11 protein-coding genes and 2 pseudogenes are annotated in these 14,496 nt (G+C 67.0%); 8 read left to right on the top strand and 5 right to left on the bottom strand.

The window, feature by feature from the left end; all coding sequences use genetic code 11:
• Positions 1-312 precede the first annotated feature (312 nt).
• The 5 genes from R6Y94_RS16190 to R6Y94_RS16210 all read left to right on the top strand — a co-directional run bounded on the left by R6Y94_RS16190 (position 313) and on the right by R6Y94_RS16210 (position 7,490).
• On the top strand, positions 313-2,913 hold the full coding sequence (locus tag R6Y94_RS16190; protein WP_318396674.1) for a Z1 domain-containing protein: 2,601 nt from the start codon (positions 313-315) through the stop codon (positions 2,911-2,913).
• Positions 2,910-3,902, top strand: coding sequence for a PD-(D/E)XK motif protein (locus tag R6Y94_RS16195; RefSeq protein WP_318396675.1), 993 nt, complete (start codon positions 2,910-2,912; stop codon positions 3,900-3,902). Before R6Y94_RS16190 ends, R6Y94_RS16195 begins: the two co-directional genes overlap by 4 nt.
• A gap of 59 nt (positions 3,903-3,961) precedes the next feature.
• A complete protein-coding gene (locus tag R6Y94_RS16200) occupies positions 3,962-5,797 on the top strand; it encodes a hypothetical protein (protein ID WP_318396676.1) in 1,836 nt (611 codons plus the stop codon).
• Positions 5,798-5,970: 173 nt separating this feature from the next.
• Complete coding sequence (locus R6Y94_RS16205; RefSeq protein ID WP_318396677.1) at positions 5,971-6,684, top strand: hypothetical protein; 714 nt, start codon at positions 5,971-5,973, stop codon at positions 6,682-6,684.
• Positions 6,681-7,490: a hypothetical protein gene (locus tag R6Y94_RS16210; RefSeq protein ID WP_318396678.1), complete on the top strand. Its 810-nt coding sequence runs from the start codon at positions 6,681-6,683 to the stop codon at positions 7,488-7,490. The genes R6Y94_RS16205 and R6Y94_RS16210 overlap by 4 nt, the downstream gene beginning before the upstream one ends.
• A 513-nt stretch (positions 7,491-8,003) precedes the next feature.
• On the opposite strand, the gene R6Y94_RS16215 is transcribed toward R6Y94_RS16210, so the two are convergent.
• The 3 genes and pseudogenes from R6Y94_RS16215 to R6Y94_RS16220 all read right to left on the bottom strand — a co-directional run bounded on the left by R6Y94_RS16215 (position 8,004) and on the right by R6Y94_RS16220 (position 10,588).
• Complete coding sequence (locus R6Y94_RS16215; RefSeq protein ID WP_318396679.1) at positions 8,004-8,294, bottom strand: hypothetical protein; 291 nt, start codon at positions 8,292-8,294, stop codon at positions 8,004-8,006.
• Between the two features lie 9 nt (positions 8,295-8,303).
• Positions 8,304-8,429: pseudogene (locus tag R6Y94_RS45135) on the bottom strand (hypothetical protein); the annotation flags it as partial.
• A 410-nt stretch (positions 8,430-8,839) separates the two neighbouring features.
• Positions 8,840-10,588 carry a hypothetical protein gene (locus R6Y94_RS16220; protein ID WP_318396680.1) on the bottom strand — a complete coding sequence of 583 codons (1,749 nt, stop codon included), beginning with the start codon at positions 10,586-10,588 and terminating at the stop codon, positions 8,840-8,842.
• Positions 10,589-10,931: 343 nt separating this feature from the next.
• Here R6Y94_RS16220 and R6Y94_RS16225 point away from each other — a divergent pair, with 343 nt between their 5' ends.
• From R6Y94_RS16225 to R6Y94_RS16235, 3 genes and pseudogenes are all read left to right on the top strand, one after another.
• Positions 10,932-11,342 (top strand): hypothetical protein, encoded by a 411-nt coding sequence (locus R6Y94_RS16225; RefSeq protein ID WP_318396681.1) that lies wholly within the window; start codon positions 10,932-10,934, stop codon positions 11,340-11,342.
• Positions 11,343-11,366: 24 nt separating this feature from the next.
• Positions 11,367-11,450 (top strand): annotated as a pseudogene (locus R6Y94_RS16230) (hypothetical protein); the annotation flags it as partial.
• A 15-nt stretch (positions 11,451-11,465) separates the two neighbouring features.
• The gene (locus R6Y94_RS16235; protein WP_318396682.1) at positions 11,466-12,395 is read left to right on the top strand and encodes a site-specific integrase; all 930 of its coding nucleotides are present in this window, start codon (positions 11,466-11,468) and stop codon (positions 12,393-12,395) included.
• Positions 12,396-12,525: 130 nt separating this feature from the next.
• On the opposite strand, the gene R6Y94_RS16240 is transcribed toward R6Y94_RS16235, so the two are convergent.
• Positions 12,526-13,764 (bottom strand): IS701 family transposase, encoded by a 1,239-nt coding sequence (locus R6Y94_RS16240; protein WP_318396683.1) that lies wholly within the window; start codon positions 13,762-13,764, stop codon positions 12,526-12,528.
• A gap of 186 nt (positions 13,765-13,950) precedes the next feature.
• The gene (locus R6Y94_RS16245; protein ID WP_318396684.1) at positions 13,951-14,409 is read right to left on the bottom strand and encodes a GNAT family protein; all 459 of its coding nucleotides are present in this window, start codon (positions 14,407-14,409) and stop codon (positions 13,951-13,953) included.
• Positions 14,410-14,496: the final 87 nt, after the last annotated feature.

Below are 14,496 nucleotides of genomic sequence, written 5' to 3' on the forward strand. Positions count from 1 at the left end.
GCGGCCGCAGCCCAGCATGCCCCGGCGGGGACGTCAGCGCCGCAGCGCGGTCCGTCACCGGATCGAAGGGCCCGGTACCCAAGTCCGGCGTGATGTCCCATCGCTTCGGTGTCATCGACCCGGCCGACCGGACAACCGGACGGTCTTGACGGAGGGTGACTTGCGCCATCCATGCTGTATACGTGGATACCGAACATCGCTCTGATGGCTGTCTCACTGAGACCCACCCATCGGCGCCATGACGGAAGGGCACGGATGCACCGGATCAGCGACGAGGACCTCAACGACCTGGTCGAACAGATCGCTAGTGCCGTGTACGGCAACAGCACGATCACGGCGATCCGTCGTCAGCTGGGCAGGTTCGTTCCGGCCGACATCCTCGACGCCGCGATCACGGAGTACCAGGCCCGGGCCGGCCGTCCCCGGGACCTGCACGAGCCCCGTTCTCTGACAGACCCCTCGGCACAACTGGAGCCGTGGTACATCCCCCGGTCCGACGACGTTTTCTGGCCGTCGGTGCGGCGCCGTTTGGAGGGCACGGGTCTCGACGACGAGCCCATCGGACGGATCAACGACGCCTCAAGTAAGATCGTCTCCTTGATCCCGCCGCCCGGGACGGAGCGGTTCAGCAGCCGTGGACTGGTTCTCGGACATGTCCAGAGCGGCAAGACGACCAACTTCATGTCTGTGGCGGCGAAGCTGTGTGACGCCCGCTACCGGTTCGTCGTGGTGTTGTCCGGCATTACCGACAACCTGCGGTCACAGACGCAGCAGCGACTGGAACAGATCCTCGTCGGCGAGGACCGCGGCCGTTGGCACCTGCTGACCGACGGTGAGACCGACTTTGACGACAGACAATCCCGCAATGCGGCGAACCTGCTGAGCAACCCCGACCAGCGGCTCCTCGCCGTGGTCAAGAAGAACCCGTACCGGCTGCGGAAGCTGGCCCGTTTCCTCGAGGCCGCCGGCACCATCCTGCAGGACTGCCCCATCCTCGTCATCGACGACGAGGCCGACCAGGCGAGCATCGACGTGGGCAACAGGGGACGGCAGTCGACCATCAACTCCCTTATCCGTCGCATCCTGAGCAAACCGAAGGTCGCCTACGTCGCCTACACGGCGACGCCGTTCGCGAACCTGCTCATCGATCCGACAGTGCCCGACGATCTCTACCCCGCCGACTTCATCGTCGACCTGCCCCGTCCCGACGACTACTTCGGCGCCGAACGGATCTTCGGACGCGACCTGCTCACCTACGAGACCGGGCCGGTCGATCGGGGCCTGGATGTCGTACGGACGGTCCCTGACGACGAGGTCCCCCAGGTGCGGCCACCCGGTGCCCGCACCGGCTTCGGCGACTGGAGACCCACCGTCACCGACAGCCTCGGCGACGCCATCCGCTGGTTCATCCTGGCCACCGCCGCCCGCCGCTGCCGCGACGGCGCGCCGGCCGACTCGACCATGTTGATCCACACATCCATGCGCGCCACGGCGCACCAGCGGACCGCCGAGATCGTGCAGGCGTACCTGGGGACTCTGCGCAGCGGCTGGTCGACCCCTGCCGTGCGGGACCGGTTCCGGCAACAGTGGGAGCAGGAGACGACCCGGGTGCCCGCCACCGACCTCGGACTCCCACCCGTGCCGTGGCCGCAGGTCTGCGACCAGATCCCCGGCGTCATGGCCGACGTGGGCGTGGTGGTCGACAACTACCAGTCCGACGTCCGACTCAGCTACGGCGAGGACCCGGTCACCGCCATCGCCATCGGGGGTAACACCCTCTCCCGCGGGTTGACTCTCGCCGGCCTGGTGTGCAGTTACTTCGTCCGGGCCGCCTCCGCCTACGACACCTTGCTGCAGATGGGTCGCTGGTTCGGCTACCGCCACGGCTATGAGGACCTGCCCCGGATCTGGATGACGGGCGATCTTGCCGCGTGGTTCGTGGACCTGGCGACCGTCGAGGCCGAGATCCGGCAGCAGATCCGCCGCTACGAGACCGAGCACAAGACGCCACGGCAGTTGGCGGTGATGATCCGCAAACACCCGGCCATGGCAGTGACCTCGGCCGCCAAGATGCGCGGGGGCGTCACGGTGCGCTACAGCTACGGCTCCCAGGTCATGCAAACCATCAAATTCCACCACCGCGACCAGGATTGGCTACGGCACAACATCGACGCAGCCGACCGCCTCCTCACCGCCGCCCGCAGCCTGCCCGGGGTCCGGGAAACGTCCGTGCGGGCCGGACGCACCGCACTGACCGGCGTGCCGGCCGCACGAGTGATGGCCTTCCTACGCGACTACCGTTTCCATGAGCGCAGCCCCAGCCTCCGCCCGGAGGCCCTGTGCGAGTACATCGCCAAGCAGAACGACTACGACGCGCTGCGCACCTGGAACGTCGTCGTCATCGAACAGGGCAGCGACCGCCTCGGGACCATGGAACTGGCGGGCCGCAAGTACCATCGGATCAACCGCAGCCGGCTCACGGTGCCGGCGGACTATGCCGACATCAAGGCACTGGTGTCCACCATGGACCGCGTCGCCGACCTGTCCGGCTCCATCAGAATCAGCGACATGATCGACGGTGATCCAACCGACCGCAGGTTGCGGGAGCTGCGCGACGGGCAGTTGGGAGGCACCGGACTCCTGTGTCTCTATCCGGTCAGCGGGAACTCCACCGTCGAGCGCAGCAGCGGCACCCGCGGCTACCCGAGAACCGACCTCGCGGCGGTGGAGGACATCCTCGGGATCGGCCTGTTCTTTCCCGAGGCCCGCGGACCCGAGGACCGTGACTACGTCGCGGTCGACCTGTCCGGCCTCGCCCCGGTCGACGAGGAGCTCGAGTTCGTCGACATCGACGAGATCGACGCCGCCGACGAACGCGCAGGCGAAGCCATGACCGATGGCGCCGCATCATGACAGGCGGCGCCGAGGAGATGTTCCGCCGTCTGGAAGCGACCGACCCGCCACGGCAGATGCGTGTGCTGGACAGCCCGGTCGAAGTGGCCGCCGGGCCGGTCGCCGTCGGCATCGACGCCGCAGGACGCCGGCATCTGCTCATCCCGCTGACCGACCGTCACCCTACCGTGCAGGACACCACCAGCCGCGGCGTCACCGTCACCACCCGGGGCCTGGAGGACGACTCCCGTCACTCGCGACGATACGCCGACGTGGTGTGCGAACTGCCTGAGCTCAACGACATCTTCGCGGCATTCACCGATGACCTGCGCCAACAGTTGCAGCGCCGCCCCGGCGATCCGGGGCGGGTCTGCCTGGAGGTCCTGCACCGGTGGCGTGAACTGCTCTATCCGGCACCGGGCCCGACACTCGGACCGGAGGTGCTGATCGGCCTGCTCGCCGAGCTGCACTTCCTCGAACTGATCAGCGGACAGGGGGGCGTGCAGCCCGTGGACCTGTGGACAGGGCACCAGAAAGCGCGTACGGACTTCACCTCGGCCAGCGCTGCCGTCGAAGTCAAGGCCACCACACACCGCGACCGCCTGGTCGTCGCGGTGCACGGGGCCGGTCAGTTGGAGGAGCGCCCCGGCACCGATCTCTACCTGTACGTCGAACAGTTCGAACGCGACAGTGCCGGTGACAGCGTGCCCGACGCCGTCGACAGGCTCCTCGGCACCGGGATCGACCGGCGTGTCCTGCTGGGCGCGCTGGATGCGGTCGGTTACCGCAGCGACGACGCCGATACCTATCGCCGGGACAGACACCGGGTGAAACGCGTCGCCGCGTACCACGTCAACACCCCCGGATTTCCGCGGGTGACGTCAGGGCAGCTCGATGCCTCACTGCAGCAACACCTGGTCCGACTGACCTACAGCATCGACCTGTCAGCTTTCGACAATCACCTCATCGACCCCTCCGCGGCAGCCGCCGCGCTGCTGGAACAGCCATGACGCGCATCGCCAGGTACGCCGAGCCTCTCCCCGCCTCCGGGGGGATAGACGCGCGGTCGGTGCGTCGGACCCTCGGCACCTACTCCATGGACTTCTGGGAGCTGTTCCTGCGTGAGACGCTGCAGAACAGCTGGGACGCCGCCACCGGGGACCGCCCCGTCCAGTTCTGCGTGGACGGTTGGCGCCTGACCGCACCGCAACTGCAGAGCCTGCGTCTTTTTCTTCCCGGGGCCGGCCTGGACGCACCGGACCTCCGGGTCCTGACGGTCACCGACACCGGGACACGCGGACTCGGCGGGCCCACCCGGGCCGACCGGGTGGGTGAGGACGACCCCCGGGATTTCGTCGACCTCATCCGGAACGTCGGACGACACCCCGACAAGGGATTCGCGGGAGGAACCTACGGCTACGGCAAAGCCGTACTGTTCGAGGCGAGCAGCATCGGCACAGTGGTGATATTCACCCGCGTCAGAACCACCACGGGCGTCCATTGCCGACTGATTGGCATGTCCCTTACCGACCCCTACCGGGCCGAGCGACGTCAGTACACCGGACGCCACTGGTGGGGGGTCCCCCACCAGGACGTCGGTGTGGAGCCCGTTACCGGCCCGACGGCGGAGCGGATGGCCCGGGCAATCGGACTGACACGCCTGCCCGAGGACGGCACCGGCACCTCCATCATGGTCATCGCTCCCCGCACAGAACAGGAGCGCCTGGCCGAGGTGATCGCCGTGATGGCCGACACCGCGACGAGGTATGCGTGGGCCAACGTCGTGGAGCAAGGGGATCCAGGTCCCGGCCTCAGGTTGCAGTTCACATCCGACGGGTCCCGGATCGATCTTGCGGACCCGGCCACCGATGCGCGACTGCGGTACTTCGTCGAGGCGCACCGGTACTGCCTCGCCGTGTTCCAGGGTGCGGCAGAAGACCACCCCTGGCCCTGGGCGGTCCAGGAGATCGTCGGCAGCCGTCCGGAGCAACGTCTCGGCGTCCTGGCATGGCGGACGTACAGGGCAGGCGCCTCAGGTAACCACGCCCGACCACCCGCAGAGATCGCTCTCATGCGCAGACCCGGTCTCGTCGTCGAATACCGCACCGTCACCCCGGACCCGTTCGGGTACGCCATCAGCGGCGTGTTCATCGCCGACCCCGAACTCGATGAGGATTTCGCCCGCGCCGAACCACCGACACACGACAGGTGGCAGCCGCGGCTGGCACAACGGCAGCGCTACGCCCGTAACCCGGTCAGCCAGGCGCTCCAGCGCATCGACCGGATCTTCCGGGAGCGTCGGGCGGGAAACGCGACCGCACCGACCACCGAGGCCGTGACAGGGGTTTCACGACTGGCGAACGTCCTCGGCGTACTGCTCGACACCCAGGCCGGTGGCACCGACTCCCGCATCCCGGTCGGGTCGGCCAACGCGGTGCCTCACCCGCCGCCGAGCACATCGGGAGCACCGGCAAAACCCGCCGACACACCGACACCCGGCGCCGGAGACAACGGGCAGCAGCAGGGGCACCACGGCCAAGGCCAGGGGGCGCGCTCCACACGTGGTCTGACCGTGAGTTTCCATCCCCGGCCCCGGCCGGCCCTGCTAACCGACGGCGGCCGCGCGGTCGAGTTCGACATCGACCTCACCGGAAATCCCGGCGCACCGCTGACCCTCACCGCCCATCCCCTGGTCGCGGTTGCGGACGGCGCACCGGAGCCGGCCGACGAGACCACCCCCGTCGAAGTCCTGCACTGGCGTGACCGGGACAGCGGAGTCCTCACGCCTGGTCCACGCCTGACCCTGACCGCCGTGACGTCGGAACGCTGGACTGTCACTCTCACACAACCGGCTGATGCCGCCGTTACCGTCCGGGTGAGCAAGGAGGAGGTGGGACCGCGGTGAGCGCCCCCATCAGCGCGGGTTACCTGACCCCGGCCGAGGAGCGGATCCAGTCCGGAACCGTGACAGTCACCTCCCCGCAGGGCACATCCGTTGCTGAGGGTCAGCCGGTACCGGACTGGGACTACTTCACCGACCTCACGGCGACCTGGCCTCTGCACGTCGACCTGCCCGGCGTGCTGCAGGACTGCGGCCTGTCATCCGACGCCGCCGTGACCTGTTTCGTCACCTGGCACAGCAGCAGCACCAATCGCCGCGGCAACTCCCCTCCGGCCAGACTCGCCGACGGCGGGAACCAGCTGATCGTCGTGATCCCGGGAACCGAGATCGGCGGGAATCTCACCGTCACCGCCCGGATGGTCCTTGCCGTCCCTGATCCTGCACCGTTCTCGCCGCTCGCAGCCAGCCTGCCCGGCGCCATCCTCTGGCAGGCCCGACGGCGCTTCACCCTGGAAGGCAGCGGCAGCCGATTCCCCGTCGTGGCCACGAGCTTCGCCGACAGCGGGCTGGCCGAGGGACGGCGCTCGCTGTGGTACCTGTCCTGCACCCCGGATCTCGACGGCTCTGACACCGGCAGCATCCGGCTGTACCTCAACACCGACCACCCCGCAATCACCACGATGCTCAACCATCCGGACGCGGAGAACTCCCGGACCCTCGCTGACATGCTCCGGCACGATGTCGTCCGTCAGCTCATCCAGACAGCGCTACGGTGCGAGGACCTCCAGGACGACCACGACCACGGCGAAGGCACACTGGGAGAGCTGTTCATCAACCTGACACGCCGGTACTTCCCCGACCGGTCGCTTGCCGACCTACGCAGCCAACACCGCAATGACCCGAGTGAACTGGAGGCGGTCATCCAAGGTCTGGACCGGGTCCTCGCATGAGCCGGCTACACGTCTACCCGCGGTTGCCTGCACACATCGCGGAGCAACTGCTGACGCTCCACACCGGCCGCGACCTTGTCGAACTGCGACGACTGTCGGCCACCGCCGACCCACGCACCACCTGGTACCCGACTGCCCCGTACCGTGTAGCGGAGGACGACCTGCGAGCCCTGCAACAGACCGTCCGCGCCATCGCCACCGAGGCAAACTGGCCGGCACCTCTGAGCAAGACGAGCGGCACGGCCTTCGACCGGCTGCTGGCACCGGCCCTGTACCGGCAGATGACCATTGTGCCCGCCGATGCGGCGAGCGAGGAGGTCTGGTCATTCCTCAGCCTGGTCCTACTGCCGGATGTCGCGCTCTGGCGATGGCCCAACCCGCTACGTCGGCCAGGATACGAACGCATTATCGGCCGCCCCCGTAACGTGTTCCGACGCCTGTGGGCCCGCATCCACAGCCTCGGCGAGGACATCGGAGCCCAAATCTACGAAGACGAGGCCGTCGCGATCCTCGAACGCCCCACGCTCGGCGCGCATCCACGCGTCGCCCGCGCCATCACCCACGCCCACCTGACCACCGCCGGGGAAGCCGGCACCGCACGGACCGACATCCTGCGGATCACCGCCCGCAGACTCCGGCGACTCGCGGTCGTGGTCAGCCTCGAATCGCTCGACGACGCTCAACTGGCAGAGCTGGTGAGCAGATACACGAAGGAAGCCATCGACCAGTTGCAGTCCGAGCCAACCATGAGCACGTGCACCCCCGTTCCTACGCAAGTGCAAGCGAGGTCAGGAGCAAGTCCCTAACAGCATGCCCAATGGTGCTGCCCACGATGGAGCGGAGAGCCAAGGGTCGCCGCCTTCCAACGCGGGCTCCTCGTTGGGGTCGCACCGGAGCCGAGCCCCGCCGTCGGTGTCGCCCAGGCCATCCGTCGTCACGCGCGGTCAGTCGGCGACCGAAGTTGGCCCACGCATTTCCCCGAATTCTCATGGCCTCAGCCTAACGAAGGCCGCTCTCCTATCTCATTCCAAGACAGCAGCGCAGTGGGCCGACGGCCGTCAAGCCTCCTCTTTGAAAGCATGTCATTGGTCGTCAAAACCCCTTTGTTACCATCCGAAACACCCCGGCTTTGTCATTGACTGCCAGAAATAGGCGCCGAACTGCACAGACACGATCAAAGCAGTGATCGCTTCTTGTCACTGGATGTCAACGGCTTTTCGGGGGGTAAACGGGGGCAGGCCGACCGGGCAGCGCGGGGTTCGCAGAATCTCGGTGCCTCCGACGATGAAGACCTCGTCGAACGCGGCGATGTACTGCTGTCACGATCCCGGATCAGAAACCTGAATTGTGCGACCGGGTCGCCGAAGTCCAATCAGCAGGTTTCGGGCCTGCTGAGTGACCCAGTCCCCCGTCGGATACTCGGTGGCATCGAGGACGTGTACCCGCCGGGTCTCGACTTCCATCAGGAACAGGACGTAGATGCGGGTCAGACCAATCGTGTCGACGTGCAGGACATCGCAGGCGAGAACGCCCCTGTCCTGGGCGGTCAGGAACTGAGTCCAGGTCCGCCCACCACGGCGCGGAGCCGGGTCGGTACCAGCCTTGGTCAAGATGGTCCACACGGTGCTGGCCGCGACCGGTACCCCAGTCTGAGTAGTTCGCCCCTGCACCCGACGGTGGCCCCAGGTCGGGTTCTCTCGGGCCACGCGCACTACCAGGGCACGGACCTCCGCCGGTATCGGAGGGCGCCCGGGTCGTCATCCGGGCGTGCGACCTGGCGCGTAGCACCGCGACCTGATGACGTAGCACGAGAATCTCGACGTCCTTGGACCGCTCGCCCCGCATTCCTCGGACCACCTGCCGCAGCATCCGACACAAGATCAGGTACCCGAAGGACAGGAAGATGCTCGCCACCATGCCCTGCGGCCGACTGGCCGAGCCGGACAGAACCGCACCTCAGAAGCCGAACCGGGTTTCCGAGCGGTACATGATTCGGCTGGTCGGCGGCACCCTCCTCAGCAGGCACAACGCCTAACAGGTCAGCACTTCACAGGCCATGACCGAGTCCGTCCGATCGGTACAGGCTCCCGTACCGCCGCACGTGAGCAGGCTCGGTAGGTGCGGTTGGGGCAGCCCTCGGCGATTGGCTCGAGGCCTACTCGGCGTCGGAGGTCGTAGCCTCGGATCCAGTCGGTTCCGTGAATCCCGTGCCAGTCCTCTCACCCTTCTTGCCCACCTCGATAGAGGCGTAGCGCCGCCGTTGAAGCTCATTGCGTTCAACGTCCGGGATCGTCATTGACTCGGCAAGCACGGCGGCGAGCGCGTCCACTTGAGCGTTGTCGATGTCAGCATGGAAGAGCCAGCGGATGTTTTCGTCGCGCGTAATGAGGTCGATCGCCAAGCGCGGACTTCTGTCCTGCGTGGTCGCTGCTCGGACGTATCGTACGTGGTCAATCGGAATGTCCTTACGGATCTCGCCTTGCTCAAGAAATGCGATCGCCTTGGCCGTGATGATGCGGTGATCCGTGACGGCAACCAGCGTCTTTGCCACCACCTTGTCCCTCGCTGCCGCAAACTTCTCCTTCGCTCCGCTGAAGATCGCAGAAACGGGACCGAGTGCATCGAGCTGATCGGGGAAGCCGAGGACACGCAGGGCCTCACCGTCCTTGAGGAACCATTGCAGGATGCGAAGGTACGGCTCGAGAGCCAGCGATTCGGGTGCGCAAACGACGTCCGGAGCCTCGAGGGGAGGGGCTGGCGGATGGAGAGCATCGGCAAGAGGCTCGATCGCCGCTAGAAGAAGGGCAGAGGTTTGGCGGGCCGCATTCGCGTCCCTCCGCTTCCCCGGCAGTGGCAGCGTGCCGCGTCCCGGGAGTTCTACGATGATTCGTAGCTCCCGCGTCAACGAGTCGACGAGGCTCGTCGTCTCGGCGAGGGCGGACTCGAGCTCCTTGCCAGTGCGGCGCGCAATATCCTCGACGAGCCGGGCCTCGCCAACGTCTTCGGGCCCGGCGGCTCTCGCCCGCGCGGCGTGAAGCGCCTGATATCCGATCCATCCCTTGACGGAAGACAGGAGGGCGTTTGCGTCGAAGAGGATTGCCTCGGCATTCGTCTCGAGATACTCGCGGCGGCCACGTGTGTCGAGCCGATGGATCTGCCGGATGTGCGTGCCGACGTGCAATCGGTACAGGTTGAGCTGCGTACGCAGGTCCGCCCTCTTACCCGCGACGGTGTCCCACAGGGACGTCGGGACCGATTCGACCGCTCGCGCCTGGTCGACTACGTGTTCGACGGTGGCGACGAGCGCCGTCAGTTCGGCCCACTGCCCGTGGCGGATAGTCGTGAGTACCTGGTGTGTCAGCGCGATGTTGGTCCTGACAAGGCCCGTGATCTGACTCAGCTGCATCTGAAGGGCGACCAAGGCCAGCGCCGGCCCGATCGCAGCCGCAGTCTGCGCCGCGCTCACCGCAGTCAAGGGGATAAGGCGGGCCTGAGCGATGACGCGACCGGAGGACATCACTGCTCCGAGGTTCGCGCCGTCCTTGACAGCGAGCGTTCCACCAGCCATCAGTAGGGCCCGTGTCGCGTCGCTGATCCTGTAAATCCCCTGCACACTGGCGAATGCATTTCCGAGGCTGCCGGCCACGGTCGCCGTGTTTCCGATCGAGGCGAGGACTGTGGCGATCTGTCTACGGTCGGCAGCCGGCACGAGCCCAAAGTCGATCAAATCGAGCTTGAGTTCCGCCGGGATCTCCCCAAAGACGACAGCAACCCCTGGAAGCACCTCCGCCATGACCGTCGATTCCGTCGTTGAGTCGATATCCGAGTCGGGTGTCGGATCGTATACAGCAGACGACTCGGCGGTGTCGCTCTGGCCGTGCTCCTCAGGCTCGGCGATCTCCATCGAGTCCGAAGGGTCCTGCATACGATCTCCTCCCCGTGAGGACGCGCGACGGCCAGATGTCCTCGGCGTTCACCGCCGGAGTCTACGGCTCGACACCCTGCGGTCCGGCAACCCGCGTCCCATCGCTCTGCGAACGTCAGGATTCACCGCGCCACGACTGGGGCGTTTGGTGCCGGCTAGCAGAGAAACTGTTTCCCCGGCCGGCTCGTTGGACGGACGGAGGACAGGCAACAAAGGATCATTCGTACGACTACCTGCAGCGTGACGGCACTGCTCGCAGTTGGGGCGGCGCCGAGCCGAACGCAGCGGCAACCAGGACCGTCACGTAGGAGGCAGTGGCCCTGTGCCTGACAGATCGATCTTCAAACGCTGCGGCTGCCGCGAGACCCATAGCGGCAAGCTGATCGGCACCCACTGCCTCCAGCTACGACGCGCCAACGGCTCCTGGAGTTCCGAGCACGGCCACTGGCACTACCGGATCGAACTTCCCCGAGCCATCGACGGGCGCCGCCGGCAACTGCGCAGGGGAGGCTTCGACACCCGCGCCGCCGCCGCGACGGAACGCGACCACGCCCGCGCCCTGCTCACTCTCGTGGGCCGCGATCGCACCCGGGGCATCGAGATCGGCGACATGCTCCAGCACGCCGTCCACACCCGCGGACCCCTGCCTGACGGCGACAACATCCGACAACGACTACGCGCTCGTGGCTCGCACGCAGACATCCCCACCGTCGCCGACTACCTGACCACCTAGCTCACCGGCTTAAAAGTCGATGAGAACACGATCCGCGGCTATGAATCCATAGTCCGCATCCACCTCATCCCCCACCTCGGCAGCATCCCTCTCGACACACTCCGCCCCCACCATCTCAAAGCCATGTTCGCCGCCATCGAACAACGCGGAGCCGAGATACGAACCGCCAAGTCGAGCCCCGACGCGGACGTCAGGGCTAGTGCCCGCCGGATCCGACCCTGTGGCCCGTCAACCCGCCAACGAATCCGCGCGGCCCTCCGCAAGGCAATCAACGACGCCCTCGCCGAAGAGCTCATCGTCGGCGTCACCAACCCGGCCACGCTCGTCAGGACACCAGCTGACCGTCCGCTGCCCATCGTCTGGGAACCCGAACGCGTCGAGCGCTGGAAGACGACCGGCGAGATCCCCGGCCCGATCATGGTCTGGACCGAAGAACTTCTTGTCCGCTTCCTCGACCACGCCGCCGAGCACGACCCAGACCTGTATCCCCTCTTCCACTTCATGGCCTACCGCGGCCCCCGCCGCGGCGAGGCCTGCGGCCTGCGCGACGCCGACGTCCGACTCGGCAGACGGGAGGTCACGATCAACAACCAGATCGCCGTCCATGGCCACACCATCAGGCAGAAACCGCCCAAGAGCAGAGCCGGCAACCGCGACGTCACCTTCGACGCCGACACCGCCGCCGTCCTGACCGCCTATCGCGCCCGCCGCGCGGCCCAACGCCTCGCCGCCGGACCCGCCTGGCCCGACACCGGACTCTTCTTCGTCCGCCCGAACGGACACCCCTGGCATCCCAACCTTGTCACTCAACGATTCCTCAAACTCGTACGCCGAGCCGGACTACCACCCATCCGCCTCCACGACCTCCGCCACGGCGCCGCCACCATCGCCCTCGCCGCCGGCATCGACATCAAAGTCGTCTCGGACCAACTCGGCCACACCACCACCACACTCACCCGCGACACCTACCAGAGCGTCACCAAAGACCTCCACCGGAAGGCAGCCGACGCCGTAGCGGAGAGAATCAGGAGTAGGCGCGGTGAGGCTCTCTGATCCCCCACTTCGCTGGTTCGGATGATGGACCTCTCGCGGAAGCCGTAAGGGGTCTGTTGCGTTGGATGGAGAATGATCGATCACCTCCATGATTGGTGTGGTCAGCTAGTACTCCAGCAGGAGATCTGTTTCAGGGTTCGGTGAAGGCTTGTCTGGCGTAGTGACTGGTCTTGGCGGCGTCTTGGTGTCTGCGGCGGTAGATGGACCAGGCGATTGCATCGGCGGTGCGTCGGGCGGGTTCGATGACCAGGGCGTGGAACAGGCGGCGTAGCTCGTTGACGGTGATCGCGATCAGGCCGTGTGGGCTCGGGGTGCACAGGGCGGTCGCGGCTGCGAGGAAGGCGTGTGCGGCGATGACCAGGGTTGTCCAGCGGTGCCAGGCTTTCCAGCGGCGGTGCTGATGCTGGTCGAGGCCGAGTCCGGTCTTGGCGGCCTGGAATGATTCCTCGATGCTCCACCTGCGGCCGGCGACGGTGACCAGGTGGTGCAGCGGCACGAGGTGCGGTGACCAGCAGCGGTAGAACGCCAGCTCACCGTTGGTGCGGTTGCGGCGGATCAGCAGCCAGTGATGGCCGGCGTGCTGGTCGGCGGCCGCGGGCAGGGTGACGAATGCCCAGTCGTAATAGCGGTGCCCTTTCGCGCCCTCGCCTGCCGATATCCGTTGCCAGGCATGTGCGGGCAGGCCGGCGGCGATCTGGTCGGCGCGTTGAATACCGAGGCCGGTCGGTGCCCGGTGCGAGCAGGCGACGGCCAGGACGTAGCCGAACCGATGCCCTCGTAGCGCCGTGGCCAAAGCAGGGTCGCCGCCGTAGGCCTCGTCGCCGGTGACCCACCGGCAGAGCAGCCCGCCGGTCACCGCCGACTCGATCAGACGGCGGGCCAGCTGCGGTTTCGTGGCGAACCCGACATGCTCGGGCACGCCCGCTTCCGCCCGCCGCTGCGGGTCGTCGGACCACGATTTCGGCAAATAGAGCGCGACGTCGACCAGGGTGTGCCCGAGCGGTGAGGCATAGGTCAGATGCACCGCGAGCTGGCAGTTCTCGATCTTTCCGGCGGTGCCGGAATACTGCCGTTGCACCCCGACAGTGTGGACGCCCTTCTTGAGGTCGCCCGTCTCGTCGATCACCAGCACCGCGTCCGGGTGACCCAGCCGGCGGGTCACGAAGTCTCGGACGTCGGCACGCACCAGCGCGTCGTCCCAGCTGGCCCTGCCGATCAGATCCTGCATCCCGCCCGGGTTGTCGTCGCCTGCGTGCTCGGCGATCGTCCAACAGTTCTTCGTCGGCAACGGCGCCAACAGGCCGGCCACGAAGTCCCGGACCCGTCTGCGCGGCTCCGGCCGGCTGAAACGTGCTTCGATCGGGTCCATCAACTCGCCGAACAGCTGCGACCATCGCCGAGCATCTACCCTGTAGGCGGCAGCCACCGCCGCATCCTGATTGGTCCTCACAAACCTCAGGCTCGACGGTGGCTGCTCGCCGTCCACGGACAAAACCACACCGTCACCGCAGGCCAGGTTCTGTCCGTGGGCTGCTCGACGAGGAGTAACCGCCGATCAGGCGGGCCCAGTGAAGATGTCATAGTCCCGGCCGTCGGTCGACGCCGCGAACCGGCCGACCGCCTCGAACCCGAGGGATCGCACCGCCTTCTGCGCGCGGACGTTGAACGCGGCGATCGTCATCCGGAACACCTGCGGCGCGAACTGCCGTGCGCCGAACGCCAGCCCGGTTCTGATGGCCTCCCGGCCCAGGCCGCGTCCGGTGAGCTCCGGCCGCAGCCCTCCGCCGGTGTCGAGCGCCGCCGCGTCGTAGACACCGCCCGGCACCCGGCCATCCGGACCGAACGAACGAAAACCGATCAGCCCGCCGTCGTCGACCAAGGCGTGGAAACCGCTGGCGGGATCGACGAGGAAGTCCGGGGCGACCCCGGTCATGTCGTAGCAGTCGTAGGGCGCCGGGTACTGCCAGGTGACGATGTCGGCCGCGTACTCCGCCGTCATGGGCACGATTCGCACGGACACAGTCAATGCACCGGCCGGACGGGAGTCAAGCCGACCACCGGTTCCCGACGGCCGCGACGGATCTCCTGCTGGAGTACTAGA

The sequence above is a fragment of the Plantactinospora sp. KLBMP9567 genome, assembly GCF_033446045.1.
In the GTDB taxonomy this organism is placed as follows: domain Bacteria; phylum Actinomycetota; class Actinomycetes; order Mycobacteriales; family Micromonosporaceae; genus Plantactinospora.